Origin of the sequence: Albimonas marina (assembly GCF_029223255.1) — a bacterium.
In the GTDB taxonomy this organism is placed as follows: domain Bacteria; phylum Pseudomonadota; class Alphaproteobacteria; order Rhodobacterales; family Rhodobacteraceae; genus Albimonas.
This window is the reverse complement of record NZ_JARHUC010000004.1, coordinates 685,658-710,468: the sequence shown is the minus strand read 5'-3', so window position 1 is coordinate 710,468 and position 24,811 is coordinate 685,658. Positions and strand designations below refer to the sequence as shown.

Sequence of the window (24,811 nt, the reverse complement as noted above, 5' to 3'; positions counted from 1 at the left end):
CCGGCGCGCTGGATCTCGCGGATCGGGAGGCGCTCGCCGGGCGCGGCCGGCTCGGCGCACAGACCCCGGCGCTGCGCGAGGCGGCGCCGGACGCCTGCGCAGCCCGCCGCTTCGCACGAGGAGAGACCGGCTTCGACGAGGGCGGCGAGCCGGGCGGCTTCCACGGCCTGGCCGAGGGCTGGCTCGACGTGATCATCGCCCCCGGCGGCGCGCCGCCGGCCCTGGTCCATGTCGCCGCCCGGGGCAGGTGGTACGGCGATTCCGCTCTGCCGACCCGCACGCTCCACCGCGGTACCCATGTGGTATGCACCGATCGCCTGATGGCCTCACTGCCCCTCCCGGGGCGGCGGAGCGCTCGCGTCGAGTGCGATCGGATGCGGCGGCGGGCGGCTAGGGCCGATGTTGGGGAGGGGGCCGTCGCCCTCCGCGGGCGCCCGAACGAGGGGCGGGTTCAGGTCGGCGCCAGGCGCGTGGTCGCCAGGAGCCGGCCCGGTCCGGAGACGCAGGGCGGCGCGGGGACGCGCCAGGCCGGGCGAAGGGGCATCAACCTTTCGGGACGGGGGCTCGCGAGGGGCCCGGCGGGCGTTGCGGGGAGGCGCGCCTCGGATCTCCGCCGGCGGCGTCGGATGCGGCCGCTTTGCGCGCGGCGCCCTCGCGCTCGGCGCGGGAGAGGGCCATCGCGCGGGACAGGCGGGTCAGGTCGTGGTGGTCGCGGAACAGGTCCTGTGCGATCTCTCGGCGGGAGGGGGGCTGGGCGGACATCGGCTCAGAGCTCCCGCAGCGACCGCGACAGGGCGTCGGAGAGGGGGGCGACGAGGTAGTCGACGGCCGTGCGCGCCTGGGTCGGGACGACGGCCGTGACGGGCATGCCGGGTTCGAGCGCCACGCCCTCGGGCGGGGCGGGGAAGGCGATGCGCATGGTGTAGGTGGGGTCCGCGCCGGCGTCGGAGCGCTCGGCGTCCTCGGTCAGCTCGGCGGAGATCAGCACGATGGCGCCGGGGAAGCCGCTCTGCTGGCGGGAGCGGACGCCCGGCAGGCGCAGCTCCACCGGCATGCCGGCGCGCAGACGCTCGCGCTCGGCCGGGGCGAGGCGCGCCTCGACCACCAGGGCGCCGCCGTCGGGCACGATCTCCATCAACGGCTCGCCGGCGCCGACCACGCCGCCCACGGTGGTGGCGCGCAGGCCCACCACCACGCCGGACGCGGGCGCCGGCACCCGGGCCCGGGCGATGCGGGCCTGCTCGGCGGCGATGGAGGGCGCCAGCTCCGCCAGCCGCGCCACCACCTCCGACAGCTCCGTCGAGACGCTCGAGAGGCGGCGCGAGCGGACGCGGGCATGGTCGAGACGGGCCTCGCCGGCGGCGGCCTCGGTCTCGGCGATGGCGGCTTCGAGCGACTCGCGCAGGCCCGAGAGGGCGGCGAGCTCCTGCTCGCGGGCGTTCAGCTGCGGCCGCGCGAGGCGGCCCCGGTCGGCGAGCTCCCGCGCGGCCTCGGCGTTCTCCTCGGCCAGGCGGCGCTGGGTCCGGATCGCGCGCAGCTCGGCCTCCTGCGCGCGAAGGCGGGCGGAGAGGCGGGTCAGCGCGCCGTCGAGCACCTGGTCCTCGGCGGCGATCTCGGCCTGGCGGGCGCGGAACAGCGCCTGCTGGCTGGCGATGGCGGCGACGAGGGCGCCACGGTCCGGCGCGCCCTGGGCGCGGGCGGCGGCGAAGTCGGGGGCGGGGGCGCCGTCGCGCTCGGCCTCCAGCCGCGCGCGGCGGGCGAGCAGCGAGTCCCGCTCGGCGGAGAGGGAGGCGAGCGCGGCCTCGGCCTGGGACGCGTCCAGGCGGATCAGCGTGTCGCCGGCCCGCACCCGGTCGCCGTCGCGCACCGGGATCTGGGCGACGATGCCGCCGTCGAGATGCTGCACGGTCTTCACGTCGCCCTCGACCTTGAAGCGGCCCTCGGCGATCACCGCGCCCGACAGGGGGGCGGTCCACAGCCATAGCCCGAAGCCGGCCGCGGCCAGGCCCAGCGCGACGCCCGCGCGCAGCAGCGGCTTGCCGACGCCGTCGGCGGCGACGGGAGAGGGGGTCGGGCGGGGGGCGGTCATCGGGCGGCCTCCTTCAGGGGCTGGGCGGCGGGCGCGGCGGCGGGGGACGCCGGCCCGATGGTCCGGCGCATCAGCTCGATCACCCGCTCGCGCGGCTCGAACTGCTCGATCATGCCGTCGCGCATCAGCGCGATGCGGTCGGCGAGCGCGGCCATCACCGGCTTGTGGGAGACGACGATCACGGTGACGCCGGCCGCCTTCAGGGCGCGGATCGCGTTCAGCGCGGCGACCTCGCCCTCGGCGTCGGCCTGGGAGGTGGGCTGGTCGAGCACCACCAGCGCCGGCGCGCCGAACAGCGCGCGGGCCAGCGCCACCCGCTGGCGCAGGCCCGGCGTCAGGTCGCGGCCGCCGGGGCCGACCTGGAAGCCGAGGCCGCCGGGAAGCCGCTCGATCGCCTGGCGCAGGCCGGCGGCGTCGACGGCGGCCTGGATCTCCGCCTCCGAGGCCTCGGAGAAGCCGGCGATGTTCTCGGCCACGGCGCCGGCGTGCAGCTCGACGTCCTGGGGCATCCAGCCGATCAGGCGGGCGCGGGCGCGCGGGTCCATGGCGGCGGGCTCGACGCCCGCCACCCGCGCCTGGCCGCCGTCGAGCGGGACGACGCCGGCCAGGGCCCGGGCGAGGGTGGACTTGCCGGCGCCGCTTTCGCCGACCACGGCCACGACCTCGCCGGCGGCGATCTCGGCCGAGACGCCGCGCAGGGCGGGGCGGCGGTCGACGGGCAGCAGAACCGTGGCGCGGCGGGCCTCGACCGCGGCGCCGGCGCCGGTCAGGCGCACCGGGGCCGCGGCGGGCGGCGCGGGGGCGCGGCGGGTCAGGCGGTCGAGCGCCTCGCGCGCGGCCGAGGCCTGGCGCAGGGCGCCCAGGAGGGATTCCATCGGCCCCAGCGCGCGGCCGGCGAGGATCGCGGCGGCCAGCATCGCCGCGGGGGCGAGCTGGCCCTCCAGCGTCAGCACCGCGCCGGCGGCCAGCGCCGCGCTGTGGGCGACCATGCGCACGGTGCGGGTGAAGGCGCCGATGGCGGCCGCGCCCTCGTCCACCGACTGGCGCAGGCCGCCCAGGGCCAGCACGCCCGCGGTCAGGCGGGCGGAGAGGCCGGCGCGCGCCCCGAAGGCCGCCAGGTCGCCGCGGTCGGCGTCGAGCACGCCGCCCAACTCGCGCAGCTCCGCCTCGCCGGCCGCGATCCGCCGCTCCCGCACGCGGGAGCGCCAGCGGCCGACCATCACCGCGGCGAGGATCATCGCGGCGCCCAGCGTCGCCACCAGCCCCAGCAGGGGGTGCAGCAGGAACAGCAGGCACAGGAACAGGAGCGTGAAGGGCGCGTCGCACAGGGTCGTCGCGCCCGAGCCCGCCAGGAAGGCGCGCAGCACGCCGAGGTCGCGCAGCCGGTCCGCCTGGCGGCCCTGGGGCGCGGCCTCGGCCAGACGCCGCTCGGCCCTTGCGGCGGCGCGCGCCAGCAGTCGTCCGCGGGCGGCGTCGGCGGCGCCCATGGCGGCCAGCGCCAGCAGCAGCACCACCGACAGCGAGGCCAACGTCTCGAGGCTGCGGGAGTTCAGCACCCGGCCGTAGAGCTGCATCATGTAGAGCGGCGAGGCCAGGAACAGCGTGTTCACCGCCAGGCTGAACCCCATCGCCAGCGCCAGGTGAGGGGCCAGCGCCGCGCGCAGTCGCTCGCGCGCCTCGGCATCGGGTTCGAGCGGTGTCCTGGGCATCTGGGTCTCCGGTGCGGCTGGGAACGGCGGGACGGGGGGCGGCGGAACGCGTCGTGGGGGAGAGGGCGAGGGGGCGGCCGCGGCGCGACGGCGCGCCGCGGCCTGGGGGCCCGGGCCGGTTTCCCCGACGGCCCGGGCCGTCCGGCCCGTCCCCCCTTGTCCCGGGCGCGCGGCGCTGGGTGCGGGACCCCGCGCGCCCGGGTGGGGAGGGATCAGGCCGCGGTCGCGTCGGCCATCGGCGCTCAGCCCATGGCCGAGGCGTCGTCGTCCAGGTCGGGCATGTCCGGCAGGCTCGTCGCGACGAAGGGCTCGACGCTCTCGGCCCCGGGCGCGTCGGCGCTGGCGACGGAGGCCGCCTCCATGTCCGCTTCCATCGCCGACAGGGCGGCGGGGGGCGCGACGGAGGTGCTCGACAGCATGCCGTCGCCGTCGACCACCAGGTATTCCATCGTCCCGTCCGCCACGTCGTCCGAGAAGCCGGCCAGCGTGTAGGTGTTGTCGGCGTTGCCGAGCACGAACTCGTTGGCCTGGGTGGCCTCGGCGCCGTAGCCGATGGCGGCCGAGTTGGCGAAGTTCGCGCTCGCCGCCTCGCCGACCGCCAGCGAGAAGTCGCCGCCCGCCTCGGCCAGGTGGCCGAACGCGTGGGCCCGCTCGCCGGTCGCCTCGGCCTGCCAGCCGAAGGCGGTGGCGGCGGTGTTGGAGGCGACGCTCTCGCCGCCGACCGCGGTCGTGGACGTGCCGTTCGCCATGGCGTTGTCGCCGATGGCGAGCGAGTCGGTCCCCGAGGCCGAGGCCTGGTTGCCGATGGCGGTCGAGAGGTCCGAGGTCGCGTTGGCGTCCTCGCCGACCGCGAGGCTGCGCACCCCGTCGGCGTTGGCGAGGTGCCCGAAGGCCTGCGCCCGCTCCGCCCCCGCCGAGGCCTGCCAGCCGATGGCGGTGGCGCCCGGGCCGGAGGTCATGCTCTCGCCGCCGACCGAGGTCGTGGACGGGCCGGCGGCCATCGCCGCGTCGCCGAAGGCGATGGCGTCGATGCCCGAGGCGACCGCCATGTTGCCGATGGCGGTGGCGTTGTCGGTCTGGGCGTTGGCCGCCTCGCCGACCGCGAGGCTGCGCACCCCGTCGGCGGAGGCGAGATGCCCGAAGGCCTGCGCCCGCTCGGCCGTGGCCGAGGCCTGCCAGCCGACGGCCGTCGTGCCGGGCCCCTCGGTGACCGTCTCGCCGCCGATGGAGGTGGTCGAAGGGCCGCTCGCCATGGCGTTGTCGCCGATGGCGACGGCGTCGACGCCGTCGGCCATCGCCATGTTGCCGATGGCGGTCGCGTTGTCCGAGGCCGCCGTCGCCGCCTCGCCGACCGCCAGGCTGCGCACCCCGTCGGCCGAGGCGAGATGCCCGAAGGCCTGCGCCCGCTCGGCGGTGGCCGAGGCCTGCCAGCCGACGGCGGTCGTGCCGGGACCCTCGGTGACCGTCTCGCCGCCGATGGAGGTGGTGGACGGGCCGGTCGCCATGGCGTTGTCGCCGATGGCCAGCGCGTCGACCCCGTCGGCCATCGCCATGTTGCCGATGGCGGTGGCGTTGGCGGAGGAGGCGGTGGCGGCCTCGCCGATCGCCAGGCTGCGCTCGCCGGCGGCGGAGGCGAGGTGGCCGATGGCGTGGGCCCGCTCGCCGACCGCCGAGGCCTGCCAGCCGAAGGCCGTCGCCGCCGTGCCGCTCGCCGTGCTCAGGGCGCCGACCGCGGTCGAGGAGGTCCCCATCGCCGTCGCCTGCGCGCCGAGCGCCAGCGCGTCCTGGCCGTCGGCGCTCGCCTTCATGCCCAGGGCCACGGACTGGTCGCCCGCGGCCATGCTCTTCTTGCCTAGCGCCAGCGCGTCGGAGCCCGAGGCCTCGGCCTTCTTGCCGATGGCCACCGCGGCCTCGCCCGAGGCGGAGGCCCGCTTGCCGATGGCGATGGCGTCGTCGCCCGACGCCTCGGTGCGCTTGCCCAGCGCCATGGCGTGCTCGCCGGTGGCGCTCGCCCAGAAGCCGATCTCGAATTCGCTGTCAGGCCCGCGGAACAGGCGATTGAGTTTTCCAAGCATGCCCAAGGCAACGCCTCCTCTGTTTTCCCTCGTCCCCGCCCGCCGGCGAACCCGGCGGGCGGGAGGGGTCATGAGGGGAACGCAGGGCGGGAGGCGTCTGGATGCAGCGATCCGAAAAAAGTTTCGGAAAAAACGAAGGGGCCCCGTAGGGCCCCCGGCGCAGGTCGGATCGGGGCGGGCGCCGCGGGCCTAGAGCGGCCGCTGCGCCAGCCCCTTGCCCACGATCGGGCCGGTGGGCAGGCCGGTGGGCGAGCCGCCCGGCGGCTCGATGGTGATCTCGTAGAGCTGGCCGGTCGCGGGCCGCGGCAGGTCCGGCCCGTCGACGATCGCGCGCATCGCCCGCCCCAGCACCCCCAGCGAGACGGGCGGCCCGTCCGCATCGGGCTTGGTCCAGATCTGCAGCACCTGGGCGCCCTCGGGAGAGAAATCCTCCAGCGGCGTGACCCGCAGGCTGTCGTCGTCGAAGGCCTCGATCAGCGCGACCGAGCCGCCGTCGTCGTCGAGCAGGATCGCCATCACCGCGGGCTGCGGCGTGAACAGATCGAGGGCGAGCACGGCGGCCAGCGCCAGGCTCGCCGCCGTCGTCGCGCCCGCCAGGATCTTCCAGCCCCGGCCCGTCCGCGCAGCCGGCCGCGGGACGGCGCGGGCGCCGGCGCGCATCGGCGGCGCGGGCCGGGCGGCGGCCGGGGCCGCGCGGCCCCGCTCCGCCGACAGCTCGGCCTGCAGGCTCTCCCACGCGCCGGGCGACATCGGCGCGGGCGGCGCCGTCAGATCCACGTCGTGCCAGTCCGCCGAGAGCGCGCGCACCTCGGCCGCGAGCGCGGCGTCCTCGGCATCGGCGGGCGCGGCGATGCGCGCCTCGACCTCGGCCCGCGCCTCGGGCTCCAGCCGGCCGAGCACATAGGCTTCGGCGAGCTCCTGCGACGCGCTCATGACAGGCACTCCCGCAGCGAGAGCAGCGCCCGGCGCATCCAGCTCTTCACCGTGCCCAGCGGACGGCCGAGCTTGCCGGCGATCTCCTCCTGGGTCAGGCCGACCACGTAGGACAGCAGCAGCGAGCGGCGCGGCGCGGCCTCGATCGCCTCGAGGCAGCCCGCCAGCCGTCCGTCGCGGTCGAGCGTCTCCCAGGCGTGGTCCACCGCGGCCTCGCGCAGGCGGTCGAGATCCTCGGGCGCCAGGGCGTCCTCCTGCGGGCGCGAGCGCAGCAGGTCGATGGCCCGGAAGCGCGCGATGGTGCACATCCACGCGCGGGCCGAGCCGAGCGCGGGGTCGAACCGGCGCGCATTGCGCCAGATCTGCAGGAACGCCTCCTGCACCGCCTCCTCGGCCATGTCGCTCCGGTGGAGCACGCGCATCGCTATGCCTTTCATCCGCGAGGCCTCGGCGTCGAACAGCGCCTTGAGGGCCCGCTCGTCGCCGTTCGCGCAGCGTTCGAGCAGGCGTTCCAGTTCGTCGTCCTCGCGGACCATCGCAGCTCCCATCTCCCCCGACCGGCCCGTCGCCCCGACCGGTTCTGCAAAAGGTCTAGCAAGCCTCGTTTCAGGGGGAAACGGGCCATCGTCCGCGTTTGGATGCAGCCGACCGCGGATTAGCCGGAGAATAGGGACGGGACCGGCGGGTCAGATCCAGAACAGCAGGATCGCGCACCAGGCGGCGGCGGCGGAGGCGAGCAGCACCGGCCAGCCGGTCCTGGGGAAATCGGCGAAGCGGTAGTCGCCGAGGCCCAGCGCCAGCGTGTTGTTGTGATGCCCGAACGGGGTGAGAAAATCGAGAGAGGCGCCGATCGCCAGCGCGACCAGGAACGGCTCGGGCGGCGCGGCGGAGGCGCGGGCGAACTCGACCGCCACCGGCGCGAGGGCCACGACCAGGGCCGCGTTGTTGACCAGGGGCGTCAGGGCCGCGGCGAGAAGCAGGATCGCGCCCACGGCCAGCGGCGTCGAGCCGCTCGGGAACAGGCCCGCCAGAGCGGCGGCGAGGCTCGCGGCGGCGCCCGTCGACGCCACCGCCTCGCCCAGCGGGACCATCGCCGCCAGCATCACGATCACGCCCCAGTCCAGCGAGGCGAGCGCCGGGCGCAGCCGCAGCGCCCCGCCCAACATCAGGGCCAGCGTCACCGCGCCGAAGGCCGCGGCCGGATCGGCCAGGCCGAAGCCCGCCGCGAGGACGCCCAGGGCGAAGGCGGCCAGCGGCCACAGCGGCGGGACCGGGCCCGCCCCGGGGTCTGCGCCGGCCAGGAGGAGCGCGTCGCGCTCGCCCAGCGCGCGGCGCAGCGCCCCGGGCGGCCCCTCCAGGTGCAGCACGTCGCCGACGCCCAGCCGCAGGTCCGCCAGCCGCCCGTCGAGGCGCCGGGACCGGGGCCCCAGCCCGACCGCGACCAGCCGGGCGCCGGCGTCCTCGAGAAAGGCGAGCGCGCCGGCGGGCGAGCCGACCAGGGGCGAGGCGGGGGCGATCACGGCCTGCGCGGCCTCGGACTCGCGCAGGGGCGCGGGCGCGGCGAGGTCCACCTCGCCCGCGGCGCGCAGCGCGTCGAGGACGGGCATCTCGGTCTCCGCCAGCAGCAGGTCGCCCGCCGCTAGCGAGGTCCGCGGCCAGAGCGGCGACACCGCGCGCCCCTGCCGCGTGATCGCCCGCACGGCGAAGCCGCGCGGCAGCCCGGCGAGGGTCCGCCCGACGAGGGCCGAGCCTGGAGGCAGCGTCAGCTCCGCCGCGACCGGGCCCGGGGAGGCCGCCTCCTCCTCCTGCGGGTCGGCGTCCAGGACCCGGGGCGCCCAGAGCAGCAGCGCCGCCAGTCCCGCCAGCGCCGCGGGCGCCCCGGCCAGCGCGAAAGCGAAGAAGCCGAAGCCCTCGCCCGTCGCGTCGGCCAGCGCCTCGCTCGCCAGCAGGTTGGGGGGCGTGCCGATCAGGGTGCAGAGGCCCCCCAGAAGGGTGGCGTAGGAGACGGGGAGCAGGATCGACCGCGGCGCCAGCCCGGCGCGCCGGGCCGCGGCCCGGACCACGGGCAGCATCAGGGCGAAGGCGCCGACGTTGTTCATCACGCTCGACAGCGCCGCCGACAGCGCCACGAGGATCGCCCGCGCGCGTCCCGCGCCTGCGGCGCGCGCCGGCAGCCGCGCGACCAGGGCCTCGAGCAGGCGCGCGCGCGACAGCAGGCGCACGATCAGCAGGATCTCGACCACGGTGATCACCGCCGGGTTGGCGAAGCCCGAGAACAACCGGTCCGCCGGCACCAGTCCGGCGACGCCCCCCAGCGCCAACCCCGACAGCGCCACCGCCTCCAGCCGGAGGCGGCCGGAGGCGAAGGCGGCCAGAAGGCCTGCCAGCAGGGCGAGAATCGCGATCTGGTCCGCGGTCATCGTCTCGGCGCGGGAAGGAGCGGCGGCGGAGCCAAGCACGGCGGCCGCGGCGATGAAAGGGTCCGCGGCCCGCCGGCAGGTTCCGGACGGGTCGCGCAGGGCGGGCGTCCGTCGAGGGCGCTCAGACGGCGGCCCGCCCCGTCATGCGCCCCGGCATCGCCAGCAGGTCGCCGAGCGTCGCCGCGGCCTGCGCGGCCTGGCGGACGATCTCCGGCACGGCCGTGATCTCGAACAGGCTTCCCTGGCCGAGGGGGCCCAGCGCGAAGAGGCCGGAGAGGTCGCCGCCCCGCGGGCTCCACAGGCGCCCGTCGGCGGCGACGCGCAGGCCCAGCCCCGATGGATCGGGCGCGGCCAGCCCCTGCGCCGCCAGCGAGGCGGGCAGCGGCGCCGCCAGTTCGGGACGGTGGCCGGAGCAGTCGATGGCGATGTCGACGCCCAGCGTCTCGGGCGTCCGCGCTCCGCGCCAGACGACGCGCAGCCGGCAGGGGGCCTCGCCGACCGCCTCGAGCACCCGGCCGGGGCGCAGGCGCGTGCGGGGGCGGGCGAGCTCGGCGGCCAGCCGCGCGTGCTGGGCGGGCGGCAGACGGTGGCGGTGGGCGTCCCAGAACGGGCGCAGGTGGCGCAGGAAGCGGGCGCGGTCGGCCTCGCTCAACGCCTGCCAGATCGCCTGGGCGTGGGGGCGCAGGCGGTTGACCTCGCCCTGCCAGGGCCGGCCCTCGGCCTCGGCCCGGCCGCAGGCGGCGCGCAGGTCGCGCACCAGCTCCGCCAGGCGCGCGCCGGCAGGGACCTGCAGGGCGGGCGGACGGACCGCGGTCTCGGCATGCGGGCGCGGGACGAGGCCGCGGCGGGAGATCACCGTGACCTCGGCCTCGCAGCCCTCGGCCCGCAGGCGCGGCAGCACGTCGACCATGGTCAGGCCGCTCCCCACCAGCGCCACGCGGCGGGCGCGGGCCAGCGCCTGCGCGGGGATCGGCGCGTGCGGGCAGCGGCCGAAGCGCGGGCGCGGCGCGTCGTAGCCGGTGGCGAGGATCACCGCCTGCGCCTGCAGCGCCGGCCCCTGGTCGAGCGCCACCGCATAGCCCCCGCCCGGCGCCGGGGCGATGTCGAGCGCCTCCCGCTCCAGCCGCTCGAGCGAGACCTCGTCGCGTGCGGCCGCGGCCTCGTCCAGGCGCCTGCGCACGTAGTTGGCGAACAGCGCGCGCGGGGCGAAGCCGTCGGCGATCGCGGCCCGCTCGGCGGGGTCGGTCTCGGCGCCGGTCAGGCAGGCCATCCAGCCGGCGAAATCGCCCGGCCGGCCGGAGAGGATCGACAGATCCCGCGCCCGCACTTTCAGCAACTCCCCCGCCGGGGCCCGCCCGAAGGCGAGGCCGCCCCCGCGGGAGCGGTCGCGGTCCACGATCGTGATCGCCAGCGGGCCGCGCGCGGCCTCGACCAGGGCGATGGCGGCGGCGGCGCCGGTGAAGCCGCAGCCCAGGATCGCCACGCGGGGCGGCGCATGGCGGGCCACCAGCCCGCGCGCCCGGGCGAGCGCGTCGCGACGGTCAGCCATGGGCGAGCCTGCGGACCGGCGCCGGCCGCGCGGGACGTCCCGCGCCCTCCAGCGGGTAGAGGCGGAAGGCCGTGGGCCGGAAGGCGATCCGGCCGCCCGGCGCGAAGGCCTGCGCCAGCGGCAGGTCCAGCTCGACCCGTCGACGCGCGCCGTCCAGCTCCAGCTCCACCCGGCGCACGCCCGCGATGCGGCGGCCGCCGACGACCGCCCCGGCCAGGCCGCCCGCGCCGTCGCCCACCACCGCCTGGTGGGGGCGGAAGAACAGCTCCGCCGGCCCCTCCCAGTCGGCGCGCAGGCCCGTGGGGCGGTCGTCGAGAAGGACCTCGCCCCCCGCCACCCGCACCGGCAGGCGCGAGCTTTCGCCGATGAAGCCATGCACGAAGGCGGTGGCGGGGCGGTCGTAGACCTCGTCCGGCGTCGCGGCCTGCTCGATGCGGCCCCGGCTCATCACCACCACGCGGTCGGCGAGCTCCAGCGCCTCCTCCTGGTCATGGGTGACGAAGACGGTGGTGTGGCCGGTGCGGTCGTGCAGCTCCCGCAGCCAGCGGCGCAGGTCGCGGCGGACCTGGGCGTCGAGCGCGCCGAAGGGCTCGTCCAGCAGCAGCACGCGGGGCTCGATCGCCAGCGCCCGGGCCAGGGCCACGCGCTGGCGCTGGCCGCCCGAAAGCTGGGGCGGATAGCGCTTTTCCAGCCCGTCGAGCTGCACCAGCTCCAGCAGCTCCCGCGCGCGCCGGTCGATCTCGGCGCGGGCGGGGCGCAGGGCGCGCGGCCGGGCCGAGAGGCCGAAGCCCACGTTCTCCAGCACCGTCATGTGGCGGAACAGGGCGTAGTGCTGGAACACGAACCCCACCCGGCGGGCCTGCACGCTCAGGCGCGAGGCGTCCTCCTCCCCGAACAGGATCCGCCCCGCGCCCGGCGTCTCCAGCCCCGCGATCAAACGCAGCAGCGTGGTCTTGCCGGAGCCAGAGGGCCCGACCAGCGCCGCCAGCTCCCCCGAGGCGATGTCGAGCGACACGTCGTGCAGGGCGGGATGGCTGTCGAATGCCTTGGCGACGGCTTCGATGCGGACGTCCATGGGATCGCCTCCTCAGCGCGCGCGGCCGGAAGCGCCGCCGAGGCGGGCTTCGAGGGCCGTCTTCAGAACCAGGGTGACCAGCGCCAGCAGCGCCAGCAGGGAGGCCACGGCGAAGGCGGCCTGGAAGCTGTATTCGTTGTAGAGGATCTCGACATGCAGCGGCATGGTGTTGGTCAGGCCGCGGATGTGGCCCGAGACGACCGAGACCGCCCCGAACTCCCCCATCGCCCGGGCGTTGCACAGGAGCACGCCGTAGAGCAGGCCCCAGCGCACGTTGGGCAGCGTCACCCGCGCGAAGGTCCGCCAGCCCGAGGCGCCGAGCGACAGCGCCGCCTCCTCCTCGGTCGTGCCCTGGGCCTGCATCAGCGGGATCAGCTCGCGCGCGACGAACGGCACGGTGACGAAGACGGTGGCCAGCACGATGCCCGGCACGGCGAACAGCACCTGCACCCCTTGCGAGGCCAGCCACGGTCCCAGCGCCGATCCCGCCCCGAGCAGCAGCACGTAGATCAGCCCCGCGATCACCGGCGAGACCGAGAACGGCAGGTCGATCAGCGAGATCAGCAGCGCCTTGCCGCGGAACTCGTGCTTGGCGACCGCCCAGGCCGCGGCCAGCCCGAACACGCAGTTCAGGGGCACGGCGACGGCGGCGACCAGCAGGGTCAGGCGGATGGCCGACAGCGCGTCCGGCTCGGTCAGCGCCGCGACCCAGGCGCCGACCCCGGCCGAGAGCGCCTGCGCGAAGACCGCGACCAGCGGGGCGAGCAGGAACAGCGCCAGGAACAGCACCGAGGCTGCGATCAGGCCCGCGCGGACGCCCGGCCTCTCGTCGGTGCAGTCGGCCGGCCCGGCGCCGGGCCAGGCGGGGAAGAACAGGCTGCGGGCGATGTCAACCATGACCGTATCTCCGACGGCTCCAGGCCTGGAGCGAGTTGATCGCCAGCAGCATCGCGAACGAGATCGCGAGCATCAGCGCGGCGACGGCGGTGGCGGCGGCGTAGTTGAATTCCTCGAGCCGGATCACGATCAGCAGGGGCGCGACCTCGGAGCGATACGGCAGGTTCCCGGCGATGAAGATCACCGAGCCGTACTCCCCCACCCCCCGCGCGAAGGCGAGCGCGAAGCCGGTCAGCAGCGCGGGCGAGAGCGAGGGCGCCAGCACCCGGAACACCGTCCGCGCGCGGGAGGCGCCGAGCGTGGCCGAGGCCTCCTCGATCTCGCGCTCGATCTCCTCCATCACCGGCTGCACGGTGCGAACCACGAAGGGCAGGCCCACGAAGACCAGCGCCACGACGATGCCCAGCGGCGTCCAGGCGATCTTCAGCCCCAGCGCCGCCAGAGGCGCGCCGATCCAGCCGTCGGGGGCGTAGAGCGCGGTCAGCGCGATGCCGGCCACCGCGGTCGGCAGGGCGAAGGGCAGGTCCACCATCGCGTCCAGCAGCGGCCGCCCGGGAAAGCGGTAGCGCACCAGCACCCAGGCGACGAGCGCGCCGAACGCCACGTTGATCGCCGCCGCCGCCAGCGCGCAGCCGAAGGAGATCTTCAGCGCCGCCAGCGTGCGCTCGTCCGTGGCGAGGCGGAGGAACGCCTCCCAGCCCAGGTCCGCCGTGCGCCAGACCACGCCCGACAGCGGGATCAGCACCACCAGCGACAGGTAGAGGATCGTGAAGCCCAGCGTCAGCCCGAAGCCCGGGATGACGCTGGGCCGCCGGATCGCGGGAAGCGCCAGCGCCATGGCTCAGTTCCCCGGCCGGTAGAGGCGGTCGAAGACGCCGCCGTCGGCGAAATGGGTCTTCTGCGCCTGCGCCCAGGAGCCGAAGACGTCCTCGACCCGCACCCGCTCCACCTCCGGGAACAGGCGCATGTGCTCGGGGTCCGCCAGTTCGGGCTTCGCCGGGCGGTAGTGGTGCCTGGCGGCCAGCTTCTGGCCGGTCTCGGAATAGAGGAAGTCGAGGTAGGCCTGCGCCGTCTGCGTCGTGCCGTTCGCCTCGGCGTTGGCGGCGACGAGCGCGACCGGCGGCTCGGCCAGGATCGAGATCGAGGGCACCACGATCTCGAACGCGTCCGCGCCCAGCTCGTCGAGCGAAAGATACGCCTCGTTCTCCCAGGCCAGCAGCACGTCGCCGATGCCGCGCTGGGTGAAGGTCAGGGTCGCGCCGCGCGCGCCCGTGTCCAGCACCGGCACGTTGCGGAAGAGCGAGGCGACGTAGGCCTCGACGTTCGCCGCGTCGCCGGCGAATTCCCGCTGCGCCCAGATCCAGGCCGCGAGATAGTTCCACCGCGCCCCGCCCGAGGTCTTGGGATTGGGGGTGATCACGGCCACGTCCTCGCGCGCGAGGTCGTCCCAGTCCGCGATCCCCTTGGGGTTCCCCTTCCGCACCAGGAACACGATGGTCGAGGTGTAGGGGCTCGAGGCGTCGGGCAGGCGCTCCCGCCAGTCGGCGGGGATCTTGCCGGTCCGCTCCGCGATGGCGTCGATGTCCACCGAGATCGCCAGCGAGACCACGTCCGCCGGCAGCCCGTCGATGACCGAGCGGGCCTGCTTGCCGGAGCCGCCGTGCGACATCCTAATCTCGACTTCCTCGCCGGTCTTTCGCTTCCAGTCGGCGGCGAAGGCGGGGTTCAGCTCGGCGTAGAACTCCCGGGTCGGATCGTAGCTGACGTTGAGCAGCGTGGTCTGCGCCATGGCGGGCGCAGCCCCGAGCGCGAGGGCGAAGGCCAGGGGGCGTAGGGATCGGATCAGGGCCATGGGGCGTCTCCTTGCGACTCGAAACACCTTAATCACTACCTGATAGGTATACTTAATCAAGAAGAGAGTTCTCCGGAGCCTGGACTCCCCGCTCCCGCCTTGTCTCGGCGACGCATCCGGGCTATCGGGAAACCTCCTTCCCCGCGTCGAGAAAGGGCGGTTCCGGCCGCCGTGGCACGATGATCTCCCAGAAGGCCCAGTATGCGCTGCGCGCGCTGATCGAACTGGCGCGGGCCGCGCCGGGCGAAGCGCGCCAGATCGGCGAGATCGCCGACGCGCAGGGGATCCCCAAGAAGTTCCTCGAGCAGATCCTGCTGGACCTCAAGCACCAGGGCATCGTGGTCAGCAAGCGCGGCAAGGCGGGCGGCTACCTGCTGCTGCGCCCGGCCGACAACATCTCCTTCGGGGAGGTGCTGCGCCTGATCGACGGGCCGCTGGCGCCCCTGCCCTGCCTGAGCCGCATCGCCTACCGGCGCTGCGACGGCTGCACCGACGACGCGGCCTGCGAGATCCGGCGCGTCTTCGCCCGCGTCGCCGACGCCAGCCGCGCGGTCCTGGACGGCGCCACCATCGCCGACGCCATCGCCGACGACGACCTGCTGCGGCGGACCGCGCATCCGGCCTGATCCCCGCGCCGGGCCCTCGGGCGGCGCCGCGATCGTCACGGGACATCCGCCGGATCCCCCGCTAGTCTCGGGCGCGACGAACCTCAGAAAGGGACCCAGGCGAAGGATGACGGCGAGCGGGACGATGCCGCGGACGGCGTGGCGCATGGTTCTGGCGGCGGCGCTGACGGCGCTGGCGCTGCTCGTCGCGACCGGCGAGGCGCACGCCCACGGCGCGGCGCCGGCGACGTCGGTCGCGGATCCCGACCGCGCCTTCGCGTCGGCGGAGCTCGGCGACCCGGCGGACGAGTGGCCCTGCTGCCACGCGGCCGCGGGCGGGATCTGCGCCGCCCTGGCCGCCGAGCGGAGCCGCCACGTCGCCGTGCGCACGCCAACCCCTCTCGCGCCGCCGCCGTCCCCGGTGCGCCTGCGGGCGCTGGCCGCCCCGGCGCCGGGCGTGCCGCCTCCGATCTCCAGGCAGGGCTGAGCGGCCGCGGACCCGCGGCCACCCTGAGATCCACCTGGAGAGACCTTGAATGATGAAACGTGGAATTCTCGCGCTCGCCTGCGGCGGCGCGATTCTGGCGGGCGCCGGCGCCCTGGCCCATGGCGGCGCCGAGGGCGTGGTGAAGGAGCGAATGGAGGCGATGAAGGCCATCGCCGACGCCACCAAGGCCATCGGCGAGATGCTGAAGGGCGCGACGCCCTACGACGCCGCCGCCGTGCGCGAGCAGGCCGGCGTGATCGCCTCGCAAGGCGGAGAGAAGCTGGTGGCGATGTTCCCCAAGGGGACCGACCATGCGCCCTCGGAGGCCGCGCCCGCGATCTGGAGCGATCCCGAGCGGTTCGCCGCCCTCGCCGACGAGCTTGCAGCGGTGGCCGAGGCGCTGGCCGAGGCCGCCGACAATGCCCGCGGGCCGGAGGCGATGAAGCAGGCCGGCATGATGGGCGGCGGCGGCATGACGAGCGGCGCCATGGGGTCGATGATGGGAGACGGCGGCCCGTCGGCCGAGCGGCTCGCCGCCATGCCCCCGGAAGGCGCCTTCATGCACCTGGCCCAGACCTGCAAGGCCTGCCACCAGGACTTCCGCATCGAGAAGTGACGCGGTCCGCTCGATAGGCTGAAACGGCGCGGGCGGCCCCGGAAGGGGCCGCCCGCTTTGTGTTCAGGCCGCCCGGCTCAGAACAGGATCTTCGTGCCGGCCACGAAGAACAGCGCGTCGCGCGCCCCGCCCGAGGCGCGGCGGCGGTCGCCGCTCTCGCCGAAGGCGCGCTCGTAGTGGACGCCGACGTAGGGCGAGACCAGGCGGTCCACGAGATCGTAGCTCAGCCGCGCGCCGACCTCGACGATCGGGGCGAAGCCGCCCCGGTCGATGCCGGCGTCGTCCACCAGCGGCAGCGTCGCCTCGATCGAGGGGGTCAGGATCACCCGGTTGGTGATCAGCGCCTCGTAGTCCACCTCCGCCCGCAGGAACGGCTTGTCGGAGAGGTAGGCGTCCGCGTCCACCTCGAACCACTGGGGCGCGAGGCCGTGGAAGCCGATCACGCCGTAGACCCGGTCCGGCCCCTCGGGCGTCGAGACCATGACGCCGGCGGTGGCGTCCCAGAAGTCGGAGATCGGGGTGGCGAGGCGCGCCTGCGTCTCCAGCTTCTCGAAGGCGCTCTCGTCCAGCCCGTACTCCGCCTCCGAACGGATCAGGACCTTGAGGTCGTCGTAGCCGGCGGTGAAGTCCGCGCTCCAGGCCAGCACGTCCTCGTCGCCGGTGCGGAACTCGAACTGCTCGGCGTTGAAGTTCCAGGCGAGCGGCTCGGCCGCCGCCGGGACGGCGAGGGCGATCAGCGCGGCCGGGAGGGCAGCGGTTAGGGTCATGCGGCGCATCTCAGCCTCCGTGCGAATGGGCGGGCGCGGGGGCCGCGGGGGCGGACGCGGCCTGCGGCCCGCCCTCGACGATCACCTTGCGGAACATGCCGCCCTCCATGTGGTAGGAGAGGTGGCAGTGGAAGGCCCATTCGCCCGGCGCGTCGACCTCGGTCTCGGTGTAGACGGTGGTCCCCGGCGCGATCGAGACGGTGTGCTTGACCGGATCATACTGGCCCGAGCCGTTGTCGAGGATCGTCCACATCCCGTGCAGGTGCATGGGGTGGGTCATCATCGTCTCGTTGACGAACTTGAAGCGCACCCGCTCGCCGTACTGCAGGCGCAGGGGGGGCGCGTCCTCGTATTTCACGCCGTTGATCGACCACATGTAGCGTTCCATGTTGCCGGTCAGGCGCAGCTCGACCTCCCGCGTGGCCTCGCGGTCGGGGTAGAGGGGCGCGGCGGCCTTCAGGTCCGCGTAGCTGAGGAACTTGCCGCCGTCCGCCGCCGAGGGCGTCAGGCCGGAGCCGGGGGCGTAGAACGGGTCGGACGCGTGCGCGTCGCCGCCCATCATCGTCCCGTCCGGCATCCTGTGGGCGCCCGCGGGCATCGCGTGGCCCGCGTGACTGTCGCCCGCCATGGTCGAGCCGTCGGGCATCACGTGGCCGGCGCCGCCGCCCGCCATGGTCCCGTCGGTCATGTCGCCCATCGCCTTCTCGGCCCCGGACTGCGCGTTCTCGTCATGCGCGGCGCCCGCCATGGTCGAGCCGTCGGGCATCGTGTGGGAGCCGTGATCCATCCCGGCCATGTCCCCGTGGCCCATGTCGCCATGGTCCATGCCGTGCATCATGCCCATGTCGGCCATCGTCAGCAGGGGCGAGGAGCGCAGCTCGGGGATCTCCGGGGCCGTTCCCACCAGCTCGGCCGGGGCCAGCGTGCCGCGGACCATGGCCGAGCGGCCCATGGACTCGAACAGGATCGGATAGGCCTCGGCGCGGGTGGGGCGCACGATGACGTCGTAGGTCTCGGCCACCGCGATGCGCAGTTCGTCCACCGTCACCGGCTGCACGTCCTGCCCGTCGGCGGCGACCACCGTCATCTTCAGCCCCGGAATGCGCACGTCGAAGAAGGTCATCGCCGAGGAGTTGATCAGCCGCAGCCGCACCCGCTCGCCCCGCTCGAACACGCCGGTCCAGTTGGCGGCCGAGTCCTTGCCGTTGATCACCGGGGTGAAGCCCTGCACGTCCTCGACGTCCGTGGGCATCATGCGCATGTCGCCCCAGGCCGCGCGGTCCGCCAGCGCGGTCCCCAACCCCTTCTCGGAGGCGTCGGAGAGCAGGTCGAACAGGGTCCGCTGCTCGCGGTTGTAGTAGTCGGGGCTGGCCTTGAGGTTGCGCCAGATCCGCTCGCCCCGGTGGGGATGGGCGTCGGCGACCTGCACCACGTAGTCGCGGTCGTAGCGGTAGGTCTCCGGCGCCCGCGGCTCGATCACGATCGCCCCGTAGGCGCCGTCCGGCTCCTGGAAATGCGAGTGGGAGTGGAACCAGTAGGTCCCCGCCTGCTCGATCGGGAAGCGGTAGGTGAAGGTCTCGCCCGGCTCGATCCCGGGGAAGGAGATGCCGGGCACGCCGTCCTGGTCCGGGGGCAGGATGATGCCGTGCCAGTGGACCGAGCTGCTCTCGGCCAGGTTGTTGGTCACGCGGATGGTGACCTCCTCCCCCTCCTTGAAGCGCAGCACGGTGGGTTCGGTGGAGCCGTTGAAGCCCACGCCGGACCGGGAGAAGTCGGCGGTCTCGACCCGCACCGGGTCGATGGTCAGCGCGTAGTCGCCGGCCAGCGCCGCGACGGCCGGAAGGCCGAGCGCAGGCGCCAGCGCGAGGACGCGCAGGGTCGCGTTGAAGCGCATCGCGAGGATCCTTGTCTGGAGAGGGCCGGCGCGGCCCCGGGGCCGCGCCGGGACGCTCAGTGGCCGGGGGCGTGGAACATGCCGACCATGCCGGCGCCGGCATGGCCGGGGACGCCGCAGGCGAATTCCACCGGCTCCATCATGTGCGCAGGGAAGGTCCAGACCAGCTCGGCGGTCTTGCCCGGCGCGACCAGCACGGTGTTGGACATGTCGTGCATGCCGTGGCCCATCGAGGCCTGCATCGCCTTCGCCGCGGCCATGTCCATGCCGGTCGGCTTCAGCACGCCGTGGTCGGCGAGCATCTGCATCTCGCTCTGGTGGGCCTCGTGCATCTCCATCGTGCCGATCCCGAACTCGTGGGCCATGGCGCCGGCGTTGCGGATGCGGAAGCGCACGGTCTCGCCCGGGGCGACGTCGATCTCCTCCGGCTCGAAGAAGGTGTCGTTCAGCACGACCTCGACGGTGCGCGAGGGCGAGCCGCCGGCCTTGCCCGCGGCGGTCGCGCCATGGCCGTCATGGCCGCCGGCGGCCAGCGCCGGCGCGGCGGATGCGAGGAGGAGCGCCGCGGCCAGGCCGCGGGCGTTGTAAAGGACGGTCATCAGGAAGAACTCCGATCGATCACGAAGGGGCGCGCGGCGCGAGGGCCGGGCGCGGGTCGGCGTCGTGAGGGATCAGGTTCGCGGAGGCGGCGGCTCGGCCCCGAGGTTGCGGGCATGGACTTCGGCCGGAACCGGGCGCGGGTGCACCATCGTTCCGGTCTGCAGGGCGCCCGGCGTCGCGAGCGCCGGAGGCTCCAGCGCCGCGCAATGGCTGGCCGCCATGGCGCAGTCGGCATGGCGATGCCGGGTCGGCGCCTCGTCGGGCGCGGCGGGCGCCGGGGCGGCGTGCGCCCCATGCCCGGCGTGGACCGGCGCCTCGACGGACGGCGCCGACATCGCAGAGGCGCCGGCGAACGACGGCGCCCCGCCCGCGCACCACAGCGCGAGCAGAGTCAGGCAGACCGAAAGCAGGCGGGCCACAGCGATCATGGCGCCACCATCCGGCCTCGCGCCGCGCGCGGCAAGTGCCATTCGCGTGAGAGGGCCGGCCGCGGCGCCGCCCACGGGCCTCAGTCCCGCCCGGAGTCGGCGCCGGTCTCCGGGGCGTCCGCCGCGCGGCCGGTCTGCCAGGTGGAGGGGTTGCCGCCGAAGCCGCGCTTGGCGCGTTGCGACAGCCACCAGCCGGACTGCACCGGGGTCGCGTCATAGCCGTCGAGGCCGAGCTTCTGGGCGGCGTCGACCGCCCAGTTGGGGTTGTGCATGAACTCGCGGCCCACGGCGATCAGGTCGGCGTCGCCGTCCTGCAGGATCCGCTCGGCCTGGTCGCCGTGGATGATCAGGCCCACGGCCATGGTGGGGATCTCCGCCTCGCGCCGCAGCTTCGCGGCCCAGGGCACCTGGAAGCCATAGGTGTTCACGGTGGGAAGCGACGGCGGCTTGTCCGTGGTCCCGCCCGAGGAGCAGTCGATCGCGTCCACCCCCAGCGGCTTCGCCGCCCGCACGAAGCGCACGTTCTCGTCCGGCCCCCAGCCGGCGTCGTCCTCCATCGACAGGCGCAGGAACAGCGGTTTGTCCTGCGGCCAGACGGCGCGCACCGCCTCGATCACCTCCAGCGGGAACCGCATGCGGTTGGCCTCGGAGCCGCCGTAGGCGTCCGCGCGCCGGTTGGCGTGGGGGGAGAGGAAGGAGTGCAGCAGGAAGCCGTGGGCGACGTGCAGCTCCAGCACCTCGAAGCCGGCCTGGTGCGCGCGGCGGGCGGCCTGGGCCCAGGCGTCGACGAGGCCGGGCAGCTCCGACAGCTCCAGCGCGCGCGGGGCGGGCCAGCCATCGGCGAAGGGGACGGCGCTGGGGGCGACCGGCTCCCATTCGTCGAAATCGGGGATCTCGGGCGAGCGCTCCAGCGGCCCGCGCTCCTGCCAGGGGAAGCGGCCGCGGGCCTTGCGTCCGGAGTGGCCGAGCTGGATGCCGGGGACCGCGCCGTTCTCGCGGATCACCCGGGCGAGGCGGGAGATCGGCTCGATGAAACGGTCCTCGGACAGCAGCAGGTCGCCCACGGTGCCGGCGCCGCGCCGCTCGACCTTGGTGGATTCGACGAACACCAGCCCCGGGCCGCCGGCGGCGAAGCGCCCGACGTTGATCGCGTGCCAGTCCACGGGCAGGCCGTTCTCGCCCTTGTATTGCAGCATCGGGGGCACGACGACGCGGTTGCGCAGCCGCACGCCGCGCAGGTCGAAGGGGGTGAACAGCAGGGGCGTCGTCATGGGTCCTCCCCGGCGCGGGGCCGGTGCGTCGATGGTCTGGCCGGTCCTCGGGCGAGGCCGGCGGCGATCAGAGGCCCGCGGGTCGACGGCTGTCAACTCGCGGGCCCCGGGCATGTCGGCCGGGCGTCGGCGCGGCCGGCGCCGGCCGCCGCGGGCGGGCCCGATCGCGCCCTCGGCGCCCGCAGGCGCGACCGCGCCGTCGGTCGGGACGGCGAGGCCGGCGTCGTCCTCGGCCCGGACCCGCGCCTGGAGCGCCCGGCGCCCTCGCGGCGCCCCCCCGGCTCGGCGCGGCGTCCGGGCGGGGGCGCGGGTCTCCGGGGTCATCCGGAGATCCTGGCGCGGGGCTCCTTGCGGGGGGCGTCAGCCGGGGGCGGGGTGCGGAGCGTCGGCGACCTCCAGCACGCCCTCGCGCACCAGGCGGGCGGTCTCCTCGGGCGGCAGGCCCAGCCAGTCGGCGACCGCCTCGACCGAGTGCTCCCCCGCCAGCGGGGCGGGGCGGGAGGGGGGCGCGGGCCAGGCGTCGACGCGGGCCGGCGCAGCTTCCTCGAGATAGGGCAGCTCCACCCGCGGGTGGCGGGCCGTGCGGTAGAGGCCGCGGCCGGGCCGTTCCGCCCACTCCGGCAGGTCGACCGGGCGCAGCATGGCGCCGGCAGGGACGCCCGCGGCCTGGAGCTCGGCCATCGCCTCCTGCGGCGAGCGCCCGGCCAGCCAGGCCCGCAGCGGCGCCTCGGCGGAGGCGGGGTCGGCGAGGCGGCCCCGGGCGGCGGCGAGGCGCGGATCCTCGGCGAGGTCCGGGCGGTCGAGCGCGCGGGCGAGCGCGGCCCAGTGGGCGTCGGTCTCGACCGCCACGGCGCACCAGGCGTCGTCGCCCGCGCAGGGGAACACGCCCCAGGGCGCGCCGGGCGCCTGCGCGGGCAGGCCGGCGGCGCGGCGGGCGATGTCGACCTCCAGGTGGGCGAACATCACCTCAGCCTGGCTGATCGAGGCGCGCCCCCCGCGCCCGGTGCGCAGGCGGCGGATCAGCAGCGACAGCGCGGCGGCGAGGCCGAAGCGCGCCGCGGCATGGTCGGGGTAGATGGTCACGGCGTCCGAGAAGCCGTCGTCGGCCTCCGGATAGCGCCATTGCTCGGTTAGGCCCGCGCTGGCCCGCACCAGCGGCCCGTAGCCCATCCGCGCCGCCCAGGGGCCGACGTCGCCGAAGGCGGAGCTCTCGACCATCACCAGCCGCGGATTGGCGGCGGAGAGCGTCTCGGGCCCCAGACCCAGCTTCTCCATCGTGCCGGGCTTGAAGTTCGACAGCACCACGTCGGCCTCGGCGGCGAGGCGCAGGAACAGGGCCCGGCCCTCGGGCGCGCGCAGGTTCAGGCCCAGGCCGCGCTTGTTGCGATGGCCGACGGCGAAGCTGGCGGTCATCTTCACGCCGATCATCGAGGCGCGGGTTCCGTCGGGAAAGGCGTTGGATTCCACCTTCAGCACGTCCGCGCCGAGATCGGCGAGGATCCGCCCCTGCTCGGCCCCCACCACGATCACGCCGAGGTCCAGCACCTTCAGCCCGGCCAGCGGCCCCGCGCCGGGGCGGCCCGGCTCGGGCGCGGGGAAGGGCGGGACGGGGGCCGCGGCGGGCGCGGCCTCGCCCGGCGCGGGCGGGCCGGCGCGGGGGCCGGCGCGGCGGCCGTCGATCACCGCCACCCCGTCGGGCAGCGTCGCGGTCCCGCCGTCGAGCGTCGGCACGCTCGTCAGCGCCCCGCGTTCGGCCACGTGGTCGGTCGCCAGCGCCTCGTCCAGGGTCAGCAGCGCGCCGACGGGCACGCCGCGGGCGCCGCCCTCGGCCTCCAGCTCGGCGCGGGTCTTGTCGGCGAAGAAGGCGGCGATGGCGGCGTTGATCGTCGGCGTCTCGAAGCGCACCCGGGTCTGGGCGAAGCGGGGGTCGGCGAAGGCCGGGGGCGAGCCCATCCACTCGAACATCGCCCGCCACTGGCGGGGGGAGAGCACGCAGATCCGCACCCGGCCGTCGGCGCAGGGCAGGATCGGGTAGAAGGCCCCGACCGGCGGCCGGGCGCGCGGGATGTCCGTCAGCGACAGGCCCTGCACCGCGGCGACGCCCGCGGCGCCGGCGATGCCGAAGACCGGGTCCAGCGCCAGCGCCGCCCCGTCCACCAGGGCCACGTCCAGCAGCGCCCCCTCGCCCCGCCGCATCCGGGCGTAGAGCGCGACCAGCGTCAGCATCAACGCCTGGGAGGCGGCCGCCCCCTCGGCGATGCGCCCGGGCGGCACCAGCGGCGGCGCCCCCTCGATCCCGGAGCGCGACAGCGACCCCGAGAGCGCGTGCATCACCGGATCCGCGGCGCGCCAGTCGGCGAAGCCCGGCGTCATCCCGAAGTCGGAGAGGCAGACCACCACCAGCCCCGGATGCCGCGCGCGCAGCGCCTGCGGGTCGAGCCGCAGCCGCGCGTCGGGGCCGAGGTCGAGCAGCACCGCGTGGGCGCGGGACAGCCGTTCGGCCAGCCGCGCGCGGTCGCCCGCGTCCTGCGGGTCGTGCAGGGCCGAGCCCTTGCCCGCGTTGCGCACGGCGAAGGCGAGGCCGCGGCGCGGATCGTCCCCCGGCGCGGGCCGGTCGGGCTGGCCGCCCGGCGGCTCGATCCGGGTCACGCACGCGCCCAGGTCGGCCAGCGCGCGGCCGATCGAGGCCATCGGCCCGGCGAGGAAGTCGAGAACCTCGAGGCCCTGCAGCGGGCCGGTCCCTTCGGCGGTCATTGCGGCGTCTCCCCGGCTGTCGCAGTCTGGCTTCTGGAGACCATGTTTGCGGACGACCTTCGTCCGAAAAAGGCACAGGAGCCGACGCCATGCAAGACCCGCGATCCGGCGACCCGGTCTCGGCGGGCGACGGCGAGGGCGCCGGGGCGGGCGCCGCCGAGGCGGCGGCGCGCGGCCGGCGGCCCGGCGCGGGTCGCCCGCGGGACGCGGCGCTGGAGGACAGGGTCTACGACGCGGCGATGCACGTCTACGCCGAAACCGGCTGGTCCGGCTTCTCGATCGAGCGGATCGCCCGGCATGCGGGCGTCGGCAAGGCCGCGATCTACGCGCGCTGGTCCGACAAGCGCGACATCCTGCGCGACACGTTCGAGCGCCGCTGGGAGGCGATCGAGGAGATCGACGAGGGCTCCCTGCGCGGCGACCTCGAGGCGCTGGTGGCGATGGCGGTCGGCCGCTACCGGGACAACCGCGGCGCGGTGGCCCTGCACGCCCAGGTGGACGGGATGCTGTCGTCCGAGTTCCGCGAGATGGCCCTGCCCTTCCTCACCCGCGCCGCGCGGCCGATGTTCCGCATGCTGGCCCGCGCGCAGGAGCGGGGCGAGATGGACCCCGGCATCCGCAAGAGCCTGGCGGTGCTGCTGATCATGGGACCCATCGCCTCCCGCTTCGCGCGGATCGAGACCACCCCGCGCGAGATGACCGGCCCGGAGGCCGAGGCCTTCTGCGCCGAGCTGGTCGACCTGCTGGAACGCGCCCTGGCCCCGCGAGGCTGACGCGCCGCGCTCGCCTT

At 75.6% G+C, this 24,811-nt stretch carries 21 protein-coding genes; 4 read left to right on the top strand and 17 right to left on the bottom strand.

Features of this window, described 5'->3' with window-relative positions:
* Window positions 1-766: 766 nt before the first annotated feature.
* The 11 genes from P2H44_RS14670 to P2H44_RS14620 all read right to left on the bottom strand — a co-directional run bounded on the left by P2H44_RS14670 (window position 767) and on the right by P2H44_RS14620 (window position 14,599).
* Window positions 767-2,089 carry an HlyD family type I secretion periplasmic adaptor subunit gene (locus P2H44_RS14670; protein WP_275764541.1) on the bottom strand — a complete coding sequence of 441 codons (1,323 nt, stop codon included), beginning with the start codon at window positions 2,087-2,089 and terminating at the stop codon, window positions 767-769.
* Window positions 2,086-3,798: an ATP-binding cassette domain-containing protein gene (locus tag P2H44_RS14665; RefSeq protein ID WP_275764540.1), complete on the bottom strand. Its 1,713-nt coding sequence runs from the start codon at window positions 3,796-3,798 to the stop codon at window positions 2,086-2,088. Before P2H44_RS14665 ends, P2H44_RS14670 begins: the two co-directional genes overlap by 4 nt.
* Window positions 3,799-4,040: 242 nt before the next feature.
* On the bottom strand, window positions 4,041-5,873 hold the full coding sequence (locus tag P2H44_RS14660) for a hypothetical protein (RefSeq protein ID WP_275764539.1): 1,833 nt from the start codon (window positions 5,871-5,873) through the stop codon (window positions 4,041-4,043).
* Between the two features lie 189 nt (window positions 5,874-6,062).
* Entirely contained in the window at window positions 6,063-6,806 is a 744-nt protein-coding gene (locus tag P2H44_RS14655; RefSeq protein WP_275764537.1) for an anti-sigma factor, read from the bottom strand.
* Window positions 6,803-7,342, bottom strand: coding sequence for a sigma-70 family RNA polymerase sigma factor (locus tag P2H44_RS14650; protein ID WP_275764535.1), 540 nt, complete (start codon window positions 7,340-7,342; stop codon window positions 6,803-6,805). Before P2H44_RS14650 ends, P2H44_RS14655 begins: the two co-directional genes overlap by 4 nt.
* A 150-nt stretch (window positions 7,343-7,492) precedes the next feature.
* A complete protein-coding gene (locus P2H44_RS14645) occupies window positions 7,493-9,226 on the bottom strand; it encodes an SLC13 family permease (protein WP_275764534.1) in 1,734 nt (577 codons plus the stop codon).
* A gap of 121 nt (window positions 9,227-9,347) precedes the next feature.
* The gene (locus tag P2H44_RS14640) at window positions 9,348-10,775 is read right to left on the bottom strand and encodes an FAD/NAD(P)-binding protein (RefSeq protein WP_275764533.1); all 1,428 of its coding nucleotides are present in this window, start codon (window positions 10,773-10,775) and stop codon (window positions 9,348-9,350) included.
* Complete coding sequence (locus P2H44_RS14635) at window positions 10,768-11,850, bottom strand: sulfate/molybdate ABC transporter ATP-binding protein (protein WP_275764532.1); 1,083 nt, start codon at window positions 11,848-11,850, stop codon at window positions 10,768-10,770. The genes P2H44_RS14640 and P2H44_RS14635 overlap by 8 nt, the downstream gene beginning before the upstream one ends.
* A gap of 12 nt (window positions 11,851-11,862) precedes the next feature.
* Window positions 11,863-12,747, bottom strand: coding sequence for a sulfate ABC transporter permease subunit CysW (gene cysW / locus P2H44_RS14630; RefSeq protein ID WP_275764531.1), 885 nt, complete (start codon window positions 12,745-12,747; stop codon window positions 11,863-11,865).
* Window positions 12,740-13,585: a sulfate ABC transporter permease subunit CysT gene (gene cysT, locus P2H44_RS14625; protein WP_275764530.1), complete on the bottom strand. Its 846-nt coding sequence runs from the start codon at window positions 13,583-13,585 to the stop codon at window positions 12,740-12,742. Before cysT ends, cysW begins: the two co-directional genes overlap by 8 nt.
* Before the next feature lie 3 nt (window positions 13,586-13,588).
* Window positions 13,589-14,599, bottom strand: a complete 1,011-nt coding sequence (locus tag P2H44_RS14620; protein ID WP_275764529.1) for a sulfate ABC transporter substrate-binding protein — start codon at window positions 14,597-14,599, stop codon at window positions 13,589-13,591.
* Between the two features lie 179 nt (window positions 14,600-14,778).
* Between P2H44_RS14620 and P2H44_RS14615 the strand changes: the two genes are divergently transcribed.
* From P2H44_RS14615 to P2H44_RS14605, 3 genes are all read left to right on the top strand, one after another.
* On the top strand, window positions 14,779-15,225 hold the full coding sequence (locus P2H44_RS14615; RefSeq protein ID WP_275764527.1) for an RrF2 family transcriptional regulator: 447 nt from the start codon (window positions 14,779-14,781) through the stop codon (window positions 15,223-15,225).
* A 124-nt stretch (window positions 15,226-15,349) separates the two neighbouring features.
* A complete protein-coding gene (locus P2H44_RS14610) occupies window positions 15,350-15,691 on the top strand; it encodes a hypothetical protein (RefSeq protein WP_275764525.1) in 342 nt (113 codons plus the stop codon).
* Between the two features lie 49 nt (window positions 15,692-15,740).
* Window positions 15,741-16,307, top strand: a complete 567-nt coding sequence (locus tag P2H44_RS14605) for a c-type cytochrome (protein WP_275764524.1) — start codon at window positions 15,741-15,743, stop codon at window positions 16,305-16,307.
* A 77-nt stretch (window positions 16,308-16,384) separates the two neighbouring features.
* Here P2H44_RS14605 and P2H44_RS14600 read toward each other — a convergent pair whose 3' ends face one another.
* The 6 genes from P2H44_RS14600 to P2H44_RS14575 all read right to left on the bottom strand — a co-directional run bounded on the left by P2H44_RS14600 (window position 16,385) and on the right by P2H44_RS14575 (window position 24,021).
* Window positions 16,385-17,074, bottom strand: coding sequence for a copper resistance protein B (locus P2H44_RS14600; protein WP_275764523.1), 690 nt, complete (start codon window positions 17,072-17,074; stop codon window positions 16,385-16,387).
* 10 nt (window positions 17,075-17,084) lie between these two features.
* The gene (locus P2H44_RS14595; RefSeq protein ID WP_275764522.1) at window positions 17,085-18,968 is read right to left on the bottom strand and encodes a copper resistance system multicopper oxidase; all 1,884 of its coding nucleotides are present in this window, start codon (window positions 18,966-18,968) and stop codon (window positions 17,085-17,087) included.
* A 56-nt stretch (window positions 18,969-19,024) separates the two neighbouring features.
* Window positions 19,025-19,567 carry a cupredoxin domain-containing protein gene (locus P2H44_RS14590; protein ID WP_275764520.1) on the bottom strand — a complete coding sequence of 181 codons (543 nt, stop codon included), beginning with the start codon at window positions 19,565-19,567 and terminating at the stop codon, window positions 19,025-19,027.
* Between the two features lie 72 nt (window positions 19,568-19,639).
* Entirely contained in the window at window positions 19,640-19,996 is a 357-nt protein-coding gene (locus P2H44_RS14585; RefSeq protein ID WP_275764519.1) for a hypothetical protein, read from the bottom strand.
* Between the two features lie 80 nt (window positions 19,997-20,076).
* A complete protein-coding gene (locus tag P2H44_RS14580; protein ID WP_275764518.1) occupies window positions 20,077-21,267 on the bottom strand; it encodes an NADH:flavin oxidoreductase/NADH oxidase in 1,191 nt (396 codons plus the stop codon).
* A 360-nt stretch (window positions 21,268-21,627) separates the two neighbouring features.
* Complete coding sequence (locus tag P2H44_RS14575; RefSeq protein WP_275764517.1) at window positions 21,628-24,021, bottom strand: CaiB/BaiF CoA-transferase family protein; 2,394 nt, start codon at window positions 24,019-24,021, stop codon at window positions 21,628-21,630.
* Between the two features lie 89 nt (window positions 24,022-24,110).
* Between P2H44_RS14575 and P2H44_RS14570 the strand changes: the two genes are divergently transcribed.
* Window positions 24,111-24,794, top strand: a complete 684-nt coding sequence (locus tag P2H44_RS14570; protein WP_275764516.1) for a TetR/AcrR family transcriptional regulator — start codon at window positions 24,111-24,113, stop codon at window positions 24,792-24,794.
* Window positions 24,795-24,811: the final 17 nt, after the last annotated feature.

Coding starts and splice junctions, on each gene's coding strand:
- P2H44_RS14605 (WP_275764524.1), top strand. CDS start 15,741: ATGATGAAACGTGGAATTCTCGCGCTCGCCTGCGGCGGCGCGATTCTG.
- P2H44_RS14670 (WP_275764541.1), bottom strand. CDS start 2,089: ATGACCGCCCCCCGCCCGACCCCCTCTCCCGTCGCCGCCGACGGCGTC.
- P2H44_RS14590 (WP_275764520.1), bottom strand. CDS start 19,567: ATGACCGTCCTTTACAACGCCCGCGGCCTGGCCGCGGCGCTCCTCCTC.
- P2H44_RS14650 (WP_275764535.1), bottom strand. CDS start 7,342: ATGGTCCGCGAGGACGACGAACTGGAACGCCTGCTCGAACGCTGCGCG.
- P2H44_RS14640 (WP_275764533.1), bottom strand. CDS start 10,775: ATGGCTGACCGTCGCGACGCGCTCGCCCGGGCGCGCGGGCTGGTGGCC.
- P2H44_RS14645 (WP_275764534.1), bottom strand. CDS start 9,226: ATGACCGCGGACCAGATCGCGATTCTCGCCCTGCTGGCAGGCCTTCTG.
- P2H44_RS14600 (WP_275764523.1), bottom strand. CDS start 17,074: ATGACCCTAACCGCTGCCCTCCCGGCCGCGCTGATCGCCCTCGCCGTC.
- P2H44_RS14655 (WP_275764537.1), bottom strand. CDS start 6,806: ATGAGCGCGTCGCAGGAGCTCGCCGAAGCCTATGTGCTCGGCCGGCTG.
- P2H44_RS14570 (WP_275764516.1), top strand. CDS start 24,111: ATGCAAGACCCGCGATCCGGCGACCCGGTCTCGGCGGGCGACGGCGAG.
- P2H44_RS14660 (WP_275764539.1), bottom strand. CDS start 5,873: ATGCTTGGAAAACTCAATCGCCTGTTCCGCGGGCCTGACAGCGAATTC.
- P2H44_RS14620 (WP_275764529.1), bottom strand. CDS start 14,599: ATGGCCCTGATCCGATCCCTACGCCCCCTGGCCTTCGCCCTCGCGCTC.
- P2H44_RS14665 (WP_275764540.1), bottom strand. CDS start 3,798: ATGCCCAGGACACCGCTCGAACCCGATGCCGAGGCGCGCGAGCGACTG.
- P2H44_RS14575 (WP_275764517.1), bottom strand. CDS start 24,021: ATGACCGCCGAAGGGACCGGCCCGCTGCAGGGCCTCGAGGTTCTCGAC.
- P2H44_RS14580 (WP_275764518.1), bottom strand. CDS start 21,267: ATGACGACGCCCCTGCTGTTCACCCCCTTCGACCTGCGCGGCGTGCGG.
- P2H44_RS14635 (WP_275764532.1), bottom strand. CDS start 11,850: ATGGACGTCCGCATCGAAGCCGTCGCCAAGGCATTCGACAGCCATCCC.
- cysT (WP_275764530.1), bottom strand. CDS start 13,585: ATGGCGCTGGCGCTTCCCGCGATCCGGCGGCCCAGCGTCATCCCGGGC.
- cysW (WP_275764531.1), bottom strand. CDS start 12,747: ATGGTTGACATCGCCCGCAGCCTGTTCTTCCCCGCCTGGCCCGGCGCC.
- P2H44_RS14595 (WP_275764522.1), bottom strand. CDS start 18,968: ATGCGCTTCAACGCGACCCTGCGCGTCCTCGCGCTGGCGCCTGCGCTC.
- P2H44_RS14615 (WP_275764527.1), top strand. CDS start 14,779: ATGATCTCCCAGAAGGCCCAGTATGCGCTGCGCGCGCTGATCGAACTG.
- P2H44_RS14610 (WP_275764525.1), top strand. CDS start 15,350: ATGCCGCGGACGGCGTGGCGCATGGTTCTGGCGGCGGCGCTGACGGCG.
- P2H44_RS14585 (WP_275764519.1), bottom strand. CDS start 19,996: ATGATCGCTGTGGCCCGCCTGCTTTCGGTCTGCCTGACTCTGCTCGCG.